The 18,933-nt window shown below is 23.4% G+C and carries 16 protein-coding genes; 3 read left to right on the forward strand and 13 right to left on the reverse strand.

The features are described from left to right. Nucleotides 1–11: 11 nt before the first annotated feature. Entirely contained in the window at nucleotides 12–971 is a 960-nt protein-coding gene (gene ruvB / locus ACXX87_RS00260) for a Holliday junction branch migration DNA helicase RuvB (RefSeq protein WP_458573049.1), read from the reverse strand. Then, the gene (ruvA, locus tag ACXX87_RS00265; RefSeq protein WP_436358541.1) at nucleotides 949–1,599 is read right to left on the reverse strand and encodes a Holliday junction branch migration protein RuvA; all 651 of its coding nucleotides are present in this window, start codon (nucleotides 1,597–1,599) and stop codon (nucleotides 949–951) included. The genes ruvB and ruvA overlap by 23 nt, the downstream gene beginning before the upstream one ends. A gap of 215 nt (nucleotides 1,600–1,814) precedes the next feature. On the opposite strand from ruvA, the gene ACXX87_RS00270 reads away from it, so the two are divergent. The 3 genes from ACXX87_RS00270 to ACXX87_RS00280 all read left to right on the forward strand — a co-directional run bounded on the left by ACXX87_RS00270 (nucleotide 1,815) and on the right by ACXX87_RS00280 (nucleotide 7,581). Beyond that, nucleotides 1,815–3,515 carry a site-specific DNA-methyltransferase gene (locus ACXX87_RS00270; RefSeq protein WP_458573050.1) on the forward strand — a complete coding sequence of 567 codons (1,701 nt, stop codon included), beginning with the start codon at nucleotides 1,815–1,817 and terminating at the stop codon, nucleotides 3,513–3,515. Further along, nucleotides 3,502–5,787: a DEAD/DEAH box helicase family protein gene (locus tag ACXX87_RS00275; RefSeq protein WP_458573051.1), complete on the forward strand. Its 2,286-nt coding sequence runs from the start codon at nucleotides 3,502–3,504 to the stop codon at nucleotides 5,785–5,787. The genes ACXX87_RS00270 and ACXX87_RS00275 overlap by 14 nt, the downstream gene beginning before the upstream one ends. Nucleotides 5,788–6,225: 438 nt before the next feature. Continuing rightward, nucleotides 6,226–7,581, forward strand: coding sequence for an ATP-binding protein (locus ACXX87_RS00280; RefSeq protein ID WP_458573052.1), 1,356 nt, complete (start codon nucleotides 6,226–6,228; stop codon nucleotides 7,579–7,581). A gap of 178 nt (nucleotides 7,582–7,759) precedes the next feature. Here the strand turns inward: ACXX87_RS00280 and rbfA are convergent, their stop codons facing one another. The 11 genes from rbfA to ACXX87_RS00335 all read right to left on the reverse strand — a co-directional run. Then, on the reverse strand, nucleotides 7,760–8,107 hold the full coding sequence (gene rbfA / locus ACXX87_RS00285) for a 30S ribosome-binding factor RbfA (RefSeq protein WP_436358544.1): 348 nt from the start codon (nucleotides 8,105–8,107) through the stop codon (nucleotides 7,760–7,762). Nucleotide 8,108: 1 nt separating this feature from the next. Continuing rightward, nucleotides 8,109–9,914: a translation initiation factor IF-2 gene (infB, locus tag ACXX87_RS00290; protein WP_458573053.1), complete on the reverse strand. Its 1,806-nt coding sequence runs from the start codon at nucleotides 9,912–9,914 to the stop codon at nucleotides 8,109–8,111. Beyond that, nucleotides 9,895–10,185 (reverse strand): YlxR family protein, encoded by a 291-nt coding sequence (locus ACXX87_RS00295; RefSeq protein WP_458561154.1) that lies wholly within the window; start codon nucleotides 10,183–10,185, stop codon nucleotides 9,895–9,897. Before ACXX87_RS00295 ends, infB begins: the two co-directional genes overlap by 20 nt. Next, on the reverse strand, nucleotides 10,166–11,860 hold the full coding sequence (nusA, locus tag ACXX87_RS00300) for a transcription termination factor NusA (protein ID WP_436358549.1): 1,695 nt from the start codon (nucleotides 11,858–11,860) through the stop codon (nucleotides 10,166–10,168). The genes ACXX87_RS00295 and nusA overlap by 20 nt, the downstream gene beginning before the upstream one ends. 7 nt (nucleotides 11,861–11,867) lie before the next feature. Further along, nucleotides 11,868–12,284, reverse strand: a complete 417-nt coding sequence (locus ACXX87_RS00305; protein WP_458573054.1) for a hypothetical protein — start codon at nucleotides 12,282–12,284, stop codon at nucleotides 11,868–11,870. Nucleotides 12,285–12,394: 110 nt separating this feature from the next. Further along, nucleotides 12,395–13,492: a hypothetical protein gene (locus ACXX87_RS00310; protein ID WP_458560346.1), complete on the reverse strand. Its 1,098-nt coding sequence runs from the start codon at nucleotides 13,490–13,492 to the stop codon at nucleotides 12,395–12,397. Continuing rightward, nucleotides 13,492–14,001: a hypothetical protein gene (locus ACXX87_RS00315; protein ID WP_458560347.1), complete on the reverse strand. Its 510-nt coding sequence runs from the start codon at nucleotides 13,999–14,001 to the stop codon at nucleotides 13,492–13,494. Before ACXX87_RS00315 ends, ACXX87_RS00310 begins: the two co-directional genes overlap by 1 nt. A gap of 8 nt (nucleotides 14,002–14,009) precedes the next feature. Then, nucleotides 14,010–15,116: a hypothetical protein gene (locus ACXX87_RS00320; RefSeq protein WP_436358557.1), complete on the reverse strand. Its 1,107-nt coding sequence runs from the start codon at nucleotides 15,114–15,116 to the stop codon at nucleotides 14,010–14,012. Then, the gene (locus ACXX87_RS00325) at nucleotides 15,116–16,939 is read right to left on the reverse strand and encodes a hypothetical protein (protein WP_458573055.1); all 1,824 of its coding nucleotides are present in this window, start codon (nucleotides 16,937–16,939) and stop codon (nucleotides 15,116–15,118) included. Before ACXX87_RS00325 ends, ACXX87_RS00320 begins: the two co-directional genes overlap by 1 nt. A 403-nt stretch (nucleotides 16,940–17,342) precedes the next feature. Next, nucleotides 17,343–18,434 (reverse strand): hypothetical protein, encoded by a 1,092-nt coding sequence (locus tag ACXX87_RS00330; protein WP_458560647.1) that lies wholly within the window; start codon nucleotides 18,432–18,434, stop codon nucleotides 17,343–17,345. Continuing rightward, nucleotides 18,434–18,933, reverse strand: a 500-nt coding sequence (locus ACXX87_RS00335) for a hypothetical protein (protein WP_458573056.1), incomplete at its 5' end; no start/stop codon positions are given. The genes ACXX87_RS00330 and ACXX87_RS00335, both read right to left, overlap by 1 nt.

Below are 18,933 nucleotides of genomic sequence, written 5' to 3' on the forward strand. Positions count from 1 at the left end.
TTTAGTTATTTTTAACTAATATAGTTATATTTTTTTAAATATTCTTCTCCTTCAATCGTAATTCTTCTCCCTCTACTAGTTTTTTCAATTAAATTTAATTCCAATAAATTGGGTTCTATATTTAACAATATGTTATCTTTATTATCTTTTAAAATTCCTGAAATTACATCCAAAGATACACTTTTTCTTTTGAAAATATTACCTAAAAGTTTTAAATAATCAACATGTAAATGAGTTAAACCATTATGATGAATTCCAATATTTTTAAGAGTTTCATCAATCAAATTTTTATCGATTTTAGATTTTTGAGAAAAAATATAAAAATCTCTGATTCTTTTTAAAATATTGTTTAAAATTCTTGGTGTACTATTAGCAAATTTGGTGATATATCTTATATCATTATCTGAAATTTCTATATTTAATTTTGATGAAGAATTTTTTGCAATAATTTTCATTTCTTCTGGAGAATATTTTTGTAATTTTGCAATGAAACCAAAACGGTCTTTTAATGGTTGACTTAATCTTTCAAATTTGGTTGTAGCACCTATTAAAGTAAACTCAGGTAATTTCATTCTCATTATTTTATTTTCCCCATCTACGCCAATTTGAATATCAATTACATATTCTTCCATTGCTGTATAAAGTAATTCTTCCATATTTCTATTCATAGAATGAATTTCATCAATAAAAATTAAATCTCCTTTTTTAACAGAACCAAAAATTGAAAGAATATCCGATTTTTTCTCTATTAAAGAACCTTGTATAAACTTAATTTGACCATCTAATTCCGTTGAAATAATTTTTGCTAAAGTTGTTTTTCCAAGACCCGGTGGTCCAAAAAACAATAAATGATCAAGAGTTTTTTTACGCTTTTTTGATGAACCTATTAAAACTTTAATTGTATTAACTAGCTCTGTTTGACCAATAAATTCATCGAAATTTTTTGGTCTAATTTCTAAATTCTCTTGCATTAGAAATTAATTTAATAGCTTCTTCAACTAAGAATTCAAAATTTTCACTTGGTTCTAAAGATGAAATTGCATAATCAATTTGTCTTTTTTGGAAACCAAGAACTTTAAGTGTATCTTCTAATTCGCTCATTACTTTAAAATCAAGTTTTGAATTAGACTCATTTTCAAATTCATGAGATTCATTTTCTGTACTGTTTTCATCTACTTTTTCTTCTTTGGATTTTAAATTACTTAATATTTTTCTATATTTATTTTGAAAATCAAAAACAATTTGTCTTGCAATTTTTTGTGATATATAAGTATATTTTGAAAGTCTTTCTCAATCGCCTTCTGCAATTAAATTAATTCCTTTTTCTCATCCTTCAGAAATAAAGGATAATGCTGTTTTAGGACCAACTCCTGATATTGTTAATAAGTCTTCAAATAAAATTCTTTCTCTAAAATTTTCAAATCCATATGTTGTTTTTTGATAATCATTTTCTCAATTGTAAATATAAACTTTTCTATTTTCTCCTTTTTCGAATTTATCACTATTGACAACATATATAAGATGTCCTGTTGATGAACTTTCTAATATAATGTAATTTTTGTTTTTTGAAACTATTTTTCCTATTTTATAAATTTCCATTTTTTTCCTCCATCTAAAAGTTTCTTTTTTTTATAAAAAACAAATAAAAAAGAAAAAAATTAGGAAAATAAGTTGATTTTTCCTAAAATTTTTAACTCATTAAATTATTTTTTAAGATTTTCACTTTTCAAATCAAAGAAGTATAAATCTTTTTAAGTATATTAATTATTACATTATAGTAAAATAATTATATAAATATAAATGTGAGGAGAAAAATGAATTTATTAGAAAAGTATAAAAAAGAAATTGAAGAAATTTCTTCCAAAGAGTTAAATCAAGATCAAAAAGATTTAGCAATTAAAATTTTAGAAAAATTTAATGATAATGAATTGGAATATGTATTTCAATTTATTGCGCAAAGAGTGAAAACAGGATTTAGATTTGATGTGGCTCCTGAAAATGATTCACAAACAATTGCATTATTACAAAAGAATGAAAAACTTTCTTTTGTTTTAGACAAAAACAAATCAAAAGAAAATACTTTAATCATAGGTGAAAACTATGATGCATTAAAGAATCTGCTTGTAATAGAGAGAGAGAGAGAGAGAGCGGGGCTTGAATATAATTACGACTTAATCTATATTGATCCTCCTTACAATACAGAAGCAACCAAAGAAGATGGTAATAGTGTTGCTAATGATAAAGAAAATATTAATGCAAATAAATTTGTTTATAGAGATAAATATTCTAGAAATGGTTGATTAAACTTTATGAATGAAAGACTAAGACTAGCAAAAAAACTGCTCAAAGATGATGGAGTTATTTTTGTTTCTATCGATGATGGTCAACAAGCTTATCTAAAAGTCTTAATGGATGAAATTTTTGGTGAAGAGAATTTTGTAGCAAATTTAAACTGAGTAAAAAAACATGGTCCTGGTGGAAATACATCTTTTAATTATTCAATTGTTAAAAATACAGAATACATTCTTACATATGCTAATGATATAAATATAAAGCAATTTAACTATAAAAAACATAACGAAGAAGAATTTGAAAAACTAGGTTATGTAAATAAAGATGAATTTTTTGAAGAAAGAGGTTATTATAAATTAACGGATCTACACCATCCTTCCTCAACAGGTAGTTTTCAATATATAAAATCACTTGATTATTTAATTACTGCACCTGATGGTACAGAATTTTCTTTATATAATAATATAATAAAACCAGAATCCGCCCGTTATACATGAGGCTATGAAACTTATTTAAAAGGTAGAGAACTTGGTTTTATTGAATGTGTTAAAAATTCGGAAGGTTATTGAATTGCTAAAAGAAAACAGTATCAATATGTTAAATTTAATCCTAAAACCAAAGAAATTATAAAATTAGAAGCAGGGCAACCATATGAAAATATAATTGATGATTTTTATTCTTCTGAAGGTGGAAGTGATATGAAAAATATACTTTCCGACAAAAATTCTTTTGATTTTCCAAAACCTTCTAATTTAATAAAGTTCATTATTAATTTAGCATCCGAAAGAAAAAATATAAGAGTTCTCGACTTCTTTGCTGGTTCAGGAACAACAGGACATGCTGTTCTAGAACTAAACAGAGAAGATGGTGGAAATAGAACTTATACGCTTGTAACTAACAATCAAAACAACATTGCTATAGAAGTTAATTACGAACGTTTATACAGAATAAATACAGGAAAAGGAACAAAAGGAGAAACTTTTGATTGATTAAAAAATAATAATCCATATAATTCTAATTTAAATGTTTTTGATATTAAATATATTGATGCAAGTCCTTTTAGTAATATAGAAATAAAAGAAATAATAAAAGAGTTAATAAAAGTATTAAAAGAATTTGGAATCAATAATCTAAATATTGATAATTTAGGTGATACAAAAGAATTATTAAACTCTTTACTTTCCTTAAAACCACAAGTAAAGGAAGAAAATGGAACTAATTAAACCACAAATTAATGCTATTAATAAACTTTTAGAAAGAGCTAAAAATAGTATTAACAATAATTTTAAAGATGTTGTTTATTTTAAAGCACCTACTGGTTCAGGTAAAACTTTTATGATGATTAATTTTATTGATCAATTAATTGAATGAAATAAAACTAATATAGGACAAAAAATTATTTTTGTCATTACAACACTTTCAAATGCAGAGTTACCTAAGCAACTTGAAGATAATTTTAATGAATATAAACATTATATTCAAAATAAAAATCTTGAAGTTGAAAGAATTGAATCTCCTTCAAATACTAAAAGAAATTCAAGGATAGATAAAAATTATCAATTTTTTGCTAATGAAAATAAAGTATTTATTATTGGTGGTGCTTCTTTTAGAAAAAAATCTATTTTAAGAGAACAAGGTTCAATAGAAAATCTTTTAGGTGAAATTAAATTAAATAATTATAAATTAATTTATATTCGTGATGAAGCACACATTGGTGCCGATACAAGCAAAAAAACAAATAAAGAAGAAATTTCTTTTGAAGAAAACATGCAGTCTAACGCTCTTTTTATTATTAAAATGACTGCAACTCCTGATCAAAAATATTCTTTAATTGAACTTTCTGAAAAAGATTTAATTGAAGATGATATTAAACTATTAAAATCAATAAAAAAATATAATGATGGTTTAGAGCAAGAAGAATCATTTTTGGATAATGAAAAAATTTTAAGAACTGCTTGCTTAAAATTCAAGGAAATTAAGAAAAAATATAACGATAGTATCACTGAACCTGATTTAGTAGGTATAAATGCAGCAATGCTTATACAAGTAGATAATAATAGTGCAATAGATACAGAAAAACAAAAGGAATTTGAACAAAACTTATCCTTAATTATTAAAATTTTGGAAGAAAATAATTTAAATTGAGTGAAATATTTTGATCAAAATAATAAAGAAAGTAGTTTAAGACTAAAAGATAATTATAGTTTAAGAGATTTATCTAAAAATAATTCTCCTGTTGATGTTATTATTTTTAAAGTAGGACCTTCTACAGGTTGAAACATTCCAAGAGCATGTATGTTAGTACAACTAAGAAATATTTCATCCAATAATTTAAGTATTCAAACAATTGGAAGAATAAAAAGAAATCCTGTTCCTAAATCTTCTTTAAAAGAAAATAGTATTGCTAGAAATTATTATATTTACAGTAATGTTGATAGAGAAGACAAACAGCAAAAATTAATAGTTCTAAAAGATAAGTTTAAAGAAGAAGAATTTACCTTTGGAATATTAAAAAATATCAATACAAGCAAAGAATTGAATTTAAAAGAATATGAGAATAAGATAATAGAAATCATTAGCAAATTTAATGATAAAGAATTTTTAAATTCTATAGATAATTTAAAAAGTGAATTTATAAAAAATGGTTTTATAGTAGCAGAAGCAAAAAAATACGGAAATAATGAAATAATTTCTTTTAAAATTCAAAATAAAATTGAAATGGAAATTTTTAATTTAAGAGAATTAAATAATAATCAAAAATATTTAACTAACACAATTAAAAATAAGTTAAAAGAATTTTTTGAATCAAAACTAAAAAACAAAATTACTAAAACTATTTTTTGATATTTAATAATCAAGCACAAACTTCAGTTTTTTATTAAAAGTTTTAATTCTTCCATAGAAAAAATGATTCAAACTCAAGAAATAAAATTTGTTTTAGAAAATGGAAAAAAATTACCTGAAAACTTTATTGATTCTTTATCAGATAATCAAATTCAATTAAAAGAAAAATATGCATATAAAGAATTAAATAACGAATTTATTAATTTAACTTCTGACTCTAATCCTGAAACTATTTTTATTAAAACTGTTAAAAATACTATCAAAAATAATGAAACAATTGGTGAAAAATTAATAGTATGAACCAAAAATCCTGTTTATTCTGGAATTAATTTTCAATACTATAATCATGATTTTGAAATCGCTAATAGTTTTCCTGACTTTCTTATTAAATATGAAAATCATTACATTTATGTAGAAGTAAAAAGTTATAATTCTGATATTGATGATAAAAAAACAAAAGCATTATTAAATGCATATAAAGAATATATAAATCAAAATCAAGATAAAAAAATCAAATTAAGCTTAATTGTTGCTAAAGTCGCTAATGAAGGATATATTTATTTTGAAGGCTCAAGCTTAATTAACGATCTTAATGAACGACTTTCAAATCCTAATAATACTTTAAATTTAATAAACATTTTAAAAGCATAATTAACTAAAATACAGAAATTTCCTTTATATTAAAAATTTTAAATAAAAAAGATAACCTTAATAAAGTAGAACAATTTATTAGTACATTTTTCCTGGTGATATCACCAGGAATTTTTTTTAATTTTGAACAAAAGAATTTCAATTTTCATTAGGTGTTTTTCAATTTAAAACTGATTGAATTCTTTCTTTAAACAGGGAATAAATTTGGGGTTTCCAAATTTATGTCCCTGTTTAGATTTAGCAAATTAATTAAATTTTCAATTGATTTAAATTAAAACAAGTTATGTTATGTATAATTTAATTAAAGAAAAAATATAATAGATCGACTATTTCTAAATTTTAAAAAAATTTAAAATTTAAATATAATAAATAAAGTGTAGGATTAATAAATTTATTGAATGATATTCGAAAACAACAAATGAATAAATAGGGAGATATATGGAAAATAGTAAAATTGAATATAAAATTGATATTCCAGATAAAGCAAATAAACTAAAAGCAGAAATAGTTTCTTTTTTAAACAGCAAGGGTGGAGAAATACATCTTGGTGTTAGAGATGATGGTAGTATTGATGAAGAATTGATAGAAAATAAAAAACAAGAATGGGAACAATTGCTATCTAATTGAGTTTCAAATGCTTTTAGTCCAAATGTTATAAATTTAATTGATATTCTTCCTAATGAAATACCTTTTAAAATCAAAATATCTGAAGGTAAAGAGAAACCTTATTTTTATAAAGAAGGGGAAGGATTTAATTCTAAAGGGATTTTTATTCGAGTTGGCAGTACAAAAAGAGTTGCGAGTTTTAACGAGATTGAAAGAATGATTAGAAATCATCCATCAAATGATTTTGAATCAAATAGTATTGATAGAAATGATTTAACTTTTACATATATTGAAAATAGATTTAAAGAAAAAAATATAAAATTTGATATATACGCTTTATCCTTAAAAGGAAAAAATGACAAATATAATAATGCTGCTTTACTGTTAAGCGATCAAAATCCAACAATAAGTAAATTTGCAGTGTTTCAAGATAAGGGAGTTATTGAATTTTTAGATAAAAAAGAATTTACTGGTTCAATTTTAAAACAACTAGATGAGATATTGTATTTTGCTAGTTTATCTAATAGAAAAAGAGTTACTATTTCAGGCAAACCAGATAGAGAAGAGTATTTAGATATTCCTAAAAGAGCATTGAGAGAAGCTATTGTGAATTGTTATTGCCATAGAGACTATACGCTTAGTGGTGATGTAAAAATTGAATTTTATATAGATAGAGTTCAAATTTTTTCACCAGGTAGTTTACCTGATGGTTTAACTCTTGAAAATATAAAGATGGGGATGGCTGCAAAAAGAAATAAAATTATTATAAATGCATTAGATAAAATTGATATGATAGAAAACTATGCAACAGGAGTAAGAAGGATATTCGAGGATTATTCTGATTTTAAAAAACAACCTAAATACTATATTTCTGATAACGGCGTGATTGTTACATTATTCAATAGAAATTATAAAATAGAAGATGAAGCCCAAAATGAAGCCCAAAATGAAGCCCAAAATGAAGCCCAAAATGAAGCCCAAAATTTAAAACAAAATACTAAAAAACGAATAGAGAAAATTTTAGAGTTAATGAAAGTAAATAATAATATAACAAGAAGTAATCTTAAAAATATATTAGGAGTGTCTAAAACAACAATTGAACGTGATATTGCTAAATTAAAAGAAGAAAATAAAATAGAATATATAGGAAGTTCAAAAAAGGGTTATTGAAAAATAAAAAATAATTAAATGAGAATTAATAAAAATCAAAACACAATAAAATGTAATTAAATCAGATAAATAAAAACCGTTTTGCCCCATAAAACAGGCATAAACAGTTTTTTAATACATTAAACTGAGAAAGCTTAACCAAATGTTTTTTCAATTTATGACTTTATATTAATAATCCTAAATAAAAAAAGATAACTTACTTAGAGTTATCTTTTTCTTTGATTTTAGCAAGTATTTCTTCTATTCTTTGTGCATTGTCTAATACTTCATCTAAAAAGAAATGTAATTGTGGCACTGTTCTAGAATTTACTATTTTGGATAATTGAGTTCTAATAAATCCTTTTGCATTATTTATTGCTTCTAAACCTTTTTGAGGTGATTTTATAAAACTTAAATAAATTTTTAAATGTGAACCATCGTTAGAAAGTTTTACATCATTTACAGTTGCTCCAATTATATTAGCATTTGTTATTTCTTCACTTATAATTTTAGAAACTAGTAAAAAATAGTGGGATTCTTTTTTTCTTAATGTAATTGAGTTCATATTATTCTTCAATTAAAACATCTTCAAATGCTTGAATAGTATCATCAACTTGAATTTCGTTATATTTATAAATATGACAACCAAATTCCATACCCATTGCTACTTCTTTAGCATCATTTGGACCTTTTCTTAAAGAGTCCAATTTTCCTGTATAAATAACTTTATTTTTTCTAATAACTTTAACTTTACAGTTATTTTTAAATTTACCACTAATCATAGTACATCCAGCAATAATCCCAACTTTTGAATAACTAAAAAGTTTAAGAACTAATGCTTCACCTATATTAACTTCTTCATATTTTGGTTCTTTATAACCTTTTAATAAAGTCTCTACTTCTTCGGTGATTTTATAAATTACAGAATATTCTTTTATCTCTATTTTTTGCTGAGTTGCAAACTGTTTTATAGAGCTTGGGACATTTGTATTAAATACATAAATAATTGCATTTGATGCTTCTGCAAGTAAAATATCTGCTTTTGTAACATCTCCAACAGAAGCATGTACTACATTAACAAAAGCTTCATCGTTTTTTAATCTCTCTAAAGATGATTTTATAGCTTCTGAAGTTCCGTGCACATCGCTTTTGATAATTAAATTAATAACTTTTTTACCTTCTTCAAAAATTACGGAATTTCTTTCTTTTAGTTGTGTTTGTTTATCTACAAAAGCTTTTTCTTCAGCTAAATTTTTAGCAAATTTTTCTTCTGGAAAACCAAAGAATTTATCTCCTGCTAAAGGCACATAATTTAAACCAGTAACAACTACAGGAGTACCTGGAGTTGCTTTTTCAAGAATTTGTCCATGTGCATCATGCATTGTTCTAATTTTTCCGTATTTAGAACCTGCAACAATAAAATCTCTTGGATAAAGGGTACCATTTTGAACAATTAATGTTGCAGTAACTCCTTTACCTTTGTCTAATTTTGATTCAACTACAGTACCAATAGGATATCTATTTCTATTTGCTTTTAAATTTAAAACTTCTGCTTGTAAATTAATAGCCTCAAATAAATCATTTAATCCTTGACCTGTTTTTCCTGAACCATATACAAATATATTTTCTCCACCTCAATCTTCTGGAAGAATATTATGTGTTGAAAGTTCAGATTTTACCCTTTCAATATCAATTGAAGGTTTGTCAATTTTGTTAACAAAAACAATTATAGGAACTTTTGCATTTCTAGCATGATCAATTGCTTCAACAGTTTGAGGCATAACCCCATCATCGGCAGCAACTACTAAAATAACAATATCTGTAATTTTTGCTCCTCTAGCTCGCATTTCAGTAAATGCTTCATGACCTGGAGTATCTAAAAAGGTTATTTTTTTGTTTTGGTATTCTACTTGATAAGCTCCTGTATGTTGAGTGATTCCCCCAGCTTCTCCACTTGCTACATTACTTTTTCTTATAGTATCTAATAATGTTGTTTTCCCATGATCAACATGCCCCATAATTGTAATAATAGGTACTCTATTTTCAAGTTCACTTTCATGATCACTTATTTCAACTTCATCCATAAAGTTGGAAGCATTTATTTCTACTTCTTTTTGAAAATCAAAACCATATTCAATACACAATTCAGCTATTTCATCTTCAGAAAGTGTATGATTTAAAGTATACATTTTTCCTTTTTTAAAAAGGTTTGTAATGATTTCATTAGCAGGTTTATTAATTTTTTTTGTAAATTCTGCAATTGTCATTGCTCCTGTAAAAATAAAAATACCATCTTTTAATTCAGTTTTTACACTAACTAACTGGGATTTAATTTCTTCTGTATTAGATTTTCTAATGTGTTTCTTTGCCATAAATTAGTTCTATTTCCTTTCTTAATTGATCGTAATTTTCTTTTGTTATATTCATTTTAAAAGACTTATTAAGAAGTTTTTTCTCAAAAGCTTTTAAAATGCTCTCTTTGACATTTTCTATATAAGCTCCACGCCCTTGTAGATTTTTATTTTTGTCTATAATTACTGTATTTTCCTTTGTTTTAGTAAAACGCATTAATTTTGTTATAGGGATGATATTGTTTGAAAAAATGCATTTTCTTGAATAGTCATTATTCATTTTCTTCATCATCTCAATCAGCATCATTTATATCAAAATCAAAATCATTTAAACCAGCAAATTCAGCTAAATCATTATCCATTTTGTAATTCTTAATTTCTTCACTAATTTGTTTTAAATCTTCTTTTGTATAAAGTTCTTCTGTTTTTGGTTTGTTGTTATCAATATTATCTTGAAAATCAGAAAATGCATTGTCAAAAATGCTATCACCATCAAATTTATTTACATTTGCTTTTCTATTATTTTTAACTACAGAATCTTTTTCAACTTTAGTTGATGATTTTGAAGTTGAATCATTTTTTTCTACTTTTTGTTCGCTATTTGCTGTTTCTTCAGAAATATTTAAACCAAAATCTTCGTTATATTTTTGAATATCTTTATCAAATTCATCAAGTAAATAATTAGGATTAATTTTAGATTTACTATTTCTTGTTTTATTAGTAGTATAAGGTGCTTTTTTGATTTTAGCATTTGCTGAAGTTCTATTTTTAAATTCGTTTTCGATTGTTTCTAATTCACTTTCAGAACTAATATTTCCATTTCAGTTTAATTTAAAACCATCATTTAAAGCTTTTGAATAAGAATAAATATCAATTCTTGATCTTGTTAATTCAGAAGCTAAAGTAACATTAATTCCTTTTTTACCAATAGCAAGCGAATGTTGTGAATCAGGAACAACAACAACAATTTTATTAAGTTTTTTAGATTTAAATGGTAAAACAGAAACTATTCTTGTTGGTGCTAAAGCATTTACTATAAATTGGTTTAAATCTTCTGAATATTCAATAATATCCACTTTTTCTTCTCCGAGTTCATTTACTATTAATTCAATTCTGCTTCCGGATTTTCCAACTAATGCTCCAACATTATTAATCACTGTTCCAGATGTAGATTTAATAGCAACTTTTGATCTTTCACCTGCGTGTCTTGCGATTCTAAAGATTTCTATTTCTCCTGCTGCAATTTCAGGAATTTCTTTTTCAATTAAGTCTTTTAAGATGTTATTTGATGAGTTAGAAATAATTATTTGTGTATCTTTTACTTCTTCAAGCACATCTTCAATATAAACATCTTCGCTTAAACCAAGCTCATTCTTCTTTTTAGAATTTGTAGCTAAGTGTTTAGGCATAAATGCATGAACTTGATCGTCTTCAATTTCATATAAGTATCCTGCTCTTAATTTAGAAATTAATTTTGCTTTTACTACTTTTCCTTTTAAAGTTGAATATTTTTGATAAACAGCTTCTCTTACAAGTTCGGCAATTTTTTGTTTAAATTGTTGCTGAACTGGTGAAAATATATTTTTTGGCAAAGTTTCAAAATCAATATCAATAGAAACTTTTTCATCTTCTTGAACTTTGTGTGCAAATAATTGTTTTGCTTGTGAAATGGAAATTTCACAAGTTTTTAAACCTTCATCTGCTGCAATATCTTCATTATAAGTTTCGTCAGAAACTACTAAAGCTGTTTTGTTTACTAATCTAATATTTTCATTTTCATAATCAACAATTAGTTCTATTTCAGCGTCAGGATCTAAGTTTTTAGTAATTGTTTTTATAAAAGAATCTTCAAGAATTTTCATAATTGTTTGTATATCTATTTTTCTAAATTCTGAAATTTCTTTTAATTGATTAAAAAATATTTTGTTCTTTGAAATATTTTTAGAATTTACAGATTTTCTTGCCATTTTTCTCCTAAATATTTATATATAAATTAATTTTTTCTATTTTTTCTTTGTTTATTTCTTCTTTTTTCATTCTGCCTTTTAAATTAATTTCTAGTAATAAAGTATTTTCATTGTTTTGGATTAATTTTCCTATAATAAAATCTTTTTCATTAAATCAAATTTGAATTTTTTTGTTGATAAATTCTTCTATATTTTCTATATTTATATCAATATCAGACCCTTTAGAAAATACATCTAAATAATATTCTTCTTTTATAGAATCTTCTTTATCTAAAAAGTCAGATATTTTTCTTGAAATTTTTTCAATATCATTCAAATCAGTAAAATTTGTTTTTATTATTAAAAAATTAAGACTTCCTTCTTTTTCAAAATAAGCTTCTAAAATTGAACTAAAATTCTCTTTTAATTTTTCTAAAATATCCATTTTTCTCCTTAAAAATATATGAAAAGGTTGCTAACAGCAACCATTTTTTTATTACTATTAATATAATTATAAACCAATAATATTTTTTTATAAATAAATTATGCAAATTATTAATTTCTTCTTTTTTCGTTTTTCCCTTCAGTAGATATGATTTTAAGTGGTCTAGAAAGTATAAAATGAATAGAATCTTTTTTAATATATTCTTTTTTTTCATCTGCTTTTACATCATAATCTTGTACTTTTCTTTCTCTAGAAAAAGTTAAATCATAATCATAGAAGTTTTCTGAGTCTTGATTTGCAATTATTTGAGCATTTTCCCTTGCACTTAAATCATTTTCAATGTTATATCAGTCGTTTAAATAATTTCGAGATGTGAAACCTAAATTTTCTGTTGTAAATACATTTATTATAGGCGAAGATGAGTGAAACTTATCAATTTCTTTTTGCAAAATACCTGGAAATATTTTTTCTATTTTAGGTTTTGGAGTAGAAAATCATTTATAATTTTCATTTGCTTTATACTGAAAAATACCAAAATTAGACAATAAATTTATTTTAGAAAAATAGTTATTATTATAATCTTCAGGTAAATATAAAGCTTTATTAAAAGCAAAGCGTCCTTCTAAATGTAAATTTGGAATTGATAATAAGTATTCCATTATTGTTGTATTAATGGAAAAAATTTCATTATAATCTTTATCACTTTGAGAAAAATTAAATTTAAATTTATAATTACTCTCTTTTACTAAATAAATTTCATTTCCGTTTTTGTATTTTATTTTTTTATTTGGAGCTAATTTATCAATAACATCTTTATAAACCTTGAATTTAAATTGAAAGTCTAATAATCACTTAAAGAAAATTTCTGTTTTTTCTTGCTTAAAATATATAAAAATGTTTTCATTATTAAAATTTTCTAATTTTATGCTTTCATAAGTAGGTCTTAATTCTATTAATTTATTAACATTTATTATTTCGTAATAATCTCTGTTATTAAAATCAAATTCTTCAAAGTCATCAAACACATAATTGTCAGTTCCTACGTATTTTTCTTTATATTTGTTAAAAAGTTCATCATATTTTTGTTCTTCAGGTGTTTTTGGAAAATCCGGTTCTTTAGACTTTTCTTCATAATTACAACTTGCTACCAAATTTACAGAAGCAAAAGTTAAGGTTGCTGCACTATTTAATAATATTTTCTTTTTCATTATTTTGTTCCTTCTATTTTTTTAGCTCTATATTTTATGTAATCTTTTAAATATGACATCATCCCTTCTTGTGAATCGAAGAAAAGTTCTTGATTATTTAAATCTATTGTTCACAAGTTGTAGTAATTAGATTTTATTTCGATAGATTTGTTAGTTTCTACATAAAATCTTCTTTCTGCAACAGGCAGAATTAATTTACCGAGAATTAATCTATAATTTAATTGGAAAATTTTAGGATCATTAAATTCAAATAATTCTTCTCTAAAAGGTTGTCCACGAGAGATAAGGGTACTTTTTAGTCCTGGTATGTAATATCTTTCTTTAGGTTTCATTCTTTTTAAAAGATATTCTTCTAAATTAGATTCTTCAGTTTGGTTTGCTAATTCTGTAATATTTGTATATCTTGAATTGTAATTATAGATTTTTTCTCTGCATCATCTACAGAAATAAAGTTTTTTAAAATTCCTATTTTGGTATTTTCTAAGAATAAAAATTCTTTGTTTTTTCAAAAAAAGAATTAACGTCTTCTTTTTTCGTTTTCCCCTTCAGTTGATATAATTCTTAAAGGTCTTGACAATATAAAATGAATAGAATCTTTTTCTATGTGTTTTCTATAATCTTTTATTTCACTATCATATTCTTTTTCCAATCTTTCTCTAGAAAAAGTTAAATCATAATCATAAAAATTTTCTGAATCTTGATTTGCAATTATTTGAGCATTTTCCCTTGCGTTTCAATCATTTTCAATATTATATCAATCATTAAAATAACTTTCTGATGTATTACTAATATCTAAAATAGAAGAGAAATTTATTTTAGGATTACTTGTATTGAATTTAACCATATCTTCTTTAGATATATCTTCTGAAAATTTGTTTAATTTAGGTTTTTGAGTTGAAAATAATTTGTATTTTGAATTAATTAAATTTGGAAAATTTATATTAGAAAATATAGACAATTCAGAAAAGTAATTATTTTTCATTTCTTCTTGAAATATTAAATTTGAATTAAAATAAAAATAACCCTTTATCTTGACATTTGGTATTAATAAAAGTTTTTCCATAATGAATGGATACATTGCAACTACAATTAAATAATCATCTTGTTTTTTAGAAAAAGTGAAATCAAAATTACTTTCTTTTACTAAATATATATCTTCTTTATTATTATTTTGTTTAATTTTTTTATTTGGAGCAAATTTATCAATTACATCCTTGTATACTTTAAATTTAAAATTGTAATCTTTTATTCAATCGTAAAGTTTCTGAAATTCTTCTTTCTTAAAATATCAAAAAATATTATTATTGTTATTGTTGATATTTTTATTTTCTTCAGAAGGGTAAGTATCTTGAAAATACTCATCTATTTCAATTAATTTTTTCATATTTACAATTTCATAGTGTTCATGATTATTAAAATCAAATTCCTCAAAATCATCAAACACATAATTATCAGTTCCTACGTATTTTTCTTTATATTTGTTAAAAAGTTCTTCATATTTTTGCTCTTCAGGTGTTTTTGGAATATCTGGTTCTTTAGTTTTCTCTTCATTACAACTTGCTACCAAATTTACAGAAGCAAGGGTCAAAACTGTTGCACTGGTTAATAATATTTTCTTTTTCATTATTTTGTTCCTTCTATTTTTTTAGTTCTATATTTTATGTAATCTTTTAGATATGACATCATTCCTTCTTGAGAATCAAAGAATAACTCTTGATTATTTAAGTCTATTGTTCACAAATTGTAATAGTTAGATTTTATTTCAATCGATTTGTTATTTTCTACGTAAAATCTTCTTTCTGCTACAGGCAGAATTAATTTTCCTAGAATTAATCTATAGTTTAATTGGAAAATTTTAGGATCATTAAATTCGAATAATTCTTCTCTAAAAGGTTGTCCACGAGAAATTAATGTACTTTTTAATCCTGGTATGTAATATCTTTCTTTAGGTTTCATTCTTTTTAAAAGATATTCTTCTAAATTAGATTCTTCAGTTTTGTTGACTAATTCTGTAATGTTGGTATATCTTGAATTGTAGTTGTAGATTTTTTTCTCTTCATCATCCACTGAAATAAAGTTTTTTAAAATTCCTATTTTGGTATTTTCTAAGAATAAAAATTCTTTGTTTTTTAAAAAGTATTGATTAAAATTTCCTAAAATCTTAAGCAATTTTTCATCTTTTTTAGTTTTATTATTTTCATAATAATCTAATCAAATGCTTCTTAGTTGATTTAGTCCATTTATAGTTGAATCTGTTTTATTTATGTATTTTATTTTTTGATTATTAAATGGATTTTTTATTAATTTTTGATGATTAATAATTGTATAATCATTTTTTTCGATATTTTCAAATAATGATATATTATTTTGATTTTTATAAACAAATTTATCATTTAAAGAAAAGAATTTATTTTTAGTAAAAATTCGATATATAAGTAATTTATTATCTGCAAGTCTATCTTTAATTAAAAAAGGTAAAGAGCTAAAATTTAAATTTTTATTTACTGTTTTTTTATTACTTTGTTTAGAAATAGAATTTTCATAACTATAAATATATTCTGGAAGTCAAGAAATCAATTGTTTATTTGATTCAGATATAAACTTTTTCTTACTTTCTACATCCAACATTAAATCATTATTAAATTCTTTATATCTTTCTTTTAATTGAGAATTATTTTTAAACATTTTATTGAGAGTTAAGACTATTTGATTATTTAGGGTTTGTATGTTTAAATTTTTAATTCTATTTTCAAAAACTCTTTTTAATTTATTTGTATCTAATTTTAAGTTGACTTCTATATTGAAATTATTTCATGCTCTTGCTGAATCATAAGAATCCAAAATGCTTACTGGTGCTTTGGAAAAACCCAAAAGTCTTAGAAAAGCATACTCATCTAGTTTTCATTTAGTCTTTGTTTTTATATGCATATGATTTATTGATAAAAAGTTTTTATCTTTGAGTCTGAGTGTAACATCTCCAACTTTATTTACTGTAAAATTATATTTCTGTTCTAAATCTGTTGTGAAATAATCATTAGAATTTTTCATTGTTTCTAAAACGTTTTCCACATTATATTTATCAATATAATTTTGACTAACATTTTTTTCTAAAGTAAGACCATTTTCGTCATTTTGCATAATGTATCAATTACTTTCATTATCATTAACAGAAACTTCAAAACCATTGTTTGATTTGTTTTTATCTCCTTTTGTTTCAACTAATTTAAATTGTAATTTAAAAACGTTTTCATTTTTCATATCAAATAAATCATCAATAAAATGATTCATAACATTTTCTAAATAATTTTCTAAATCAGTATTATCTCTATGATAAATATAGTCGTTTCCATTAAGTGTAATTCCTTGTTTTTCCTGATTAATTTTCACATTTTCTAAATCATCTTTATGACGTATAATTACATCTTTTTTTGATAATTTTTCATACAATTTATCTATATCATCCTGTATAAATGGATTGATTTTTAGATCATATTCTGGTTGATTTACTTCTTTAACTTTAAATTCATAAAACGGATTATAAGTTAAGTTTTCTTTAATTCCTTCAACTATGCTTAACTGTGCTTCTTCTTGTGTATCAAAAGGATTATTGAAACTATCAAAGTATTTTTTAACTATTCTGTTTTCAGAAATATATGAATCAATTGCAAGTCTTTGATTATCAACATAATTTCCAAAAATATCTCTGTATGCAGGTTTTATTTTTTCTCGATCGTATTTATAAAGTTTTTCTGTTTCGAGAAAAACTTGACTGTACTGATTATTTGTATCTTTCAGACCAATTGCACTTGTGAATCTTCTGTTTCCTATTTTTAATAATTCATTTAGAATTTTAATTTTGTTTTTGATTTTTTCCTTCAGTAGATATAATTTTTAAAGGTCTTGACAATATAAAGTGAATAGAATCTTTTTCTATATGTTCTTTATAATCGTCTATTTCACTAGAATATTCTCTTTCTAATCTTTCTCTAGAAAAAGTTAAATCATAATTATAAAATTTTTCTGAATTTTGATTTTCAATTATTTGGGAATTTTCCCTTGCACTTAAATCATTTTCAATATTATATCAATCGTTAAAATCATTTTCAGACTTAAAACCAAAATTAAAAGTTGTGGATAGATTTATTATAGGTGTATAAGAATTAAATTTCTCAATTTCTTTTTTTGAAATACCTGGTATTAATTTTTCTATTTTAGGTTTTGGAGTAGAAAATCATTTATAATTTTCGTTGTTTTTATATTCAAAAAAAGTATAATTAGATAATAAATTTATTCTAGAAAAATAGTTATTTTCATAATTTTTAGGAAAATATACCACTTTGTTAAAAACAAAACGACCCTCTAAATGCAAATTAGGAATAGATAATAATCCTTCAATAATAGAAGTATTGATTGAAAAAACTTCATTATAATCCTTATCACTTTCAGAAAAATTAAATTTAAATTTATAATTGCTCTCTTTTACTAAATAAATTTCTTTTCCATCATTATATTTTATTTTTTTGTTTGGAGCCAACTTATCAATAACATCTTTGTAAACTTTTAATTTAAACTTAAAATTTGATAATCAATTAAAGAAAATCTTGGTTTTTTCTTGCTTAAAATATATAAAAATATTTTCATTATTAAAATTTTCTAATTTTTCATATTTATAAATTGGTCTTCTTTCTAATAATTTATTAAGATTTATTATTTCGTAATAATCTCTATTATTAAAATCAAATTCTTCAAAGTCATCAAACACATAATTGTCAGTTCCCACGTATTTTTCTTTATATTTGTTAAAAAGTTCATCATATTTTTGCTCTTCAGGTGTTTTTGGAAAATTAGATTTTTCGATTTTTTCTTGATTACAACTTGCTGCCAAATTTACAGAAGCAAAAGTTAAGATGACTACACTAGTTAATAACATTTTCTTTTTCATTATTTAACTCCTTCTATTTTTCTAGTTCTATATTTTATGTAATCTTTTAGATATGACATCATACCTTCTTGCGAATCGAAGAAAAGTTCTTGATTATTTAAATCTATGGTTCACAAGTTATAATAATTAGATTTTATTTCGATAGATTTGTTATTTTCTACATAAAATCTTCTTTCTGCCACAGGAAGAATTAATTTACCTAGAATTAGTCTGTAATTTAATTGAAAGATTTTAGGATCGTTGAATTCAAATAATTCTTCTCTAAAAGGTTGTCCTCTAGATATAAGGGTACTTTTTAGTCCTGGTATGTAATATCTTTCTTTTGGTTTCATTCTTTTAAAAAGATATTCTTCTAAATTAGATTCTTCAGTTTGATTTGCTAATTCTGTAATGTTTGTATATCTTGAATTATAGTTATAGATTTTTTTCTCAGCATTATCTATTGAAATAAAGTTTTTTAAAATTCCTATTTTAGTATTTTCTAAGAATAAAAATTCTT

This window comes from Mycoplasma sp. 613B (genome assembly GCF_054343485.1).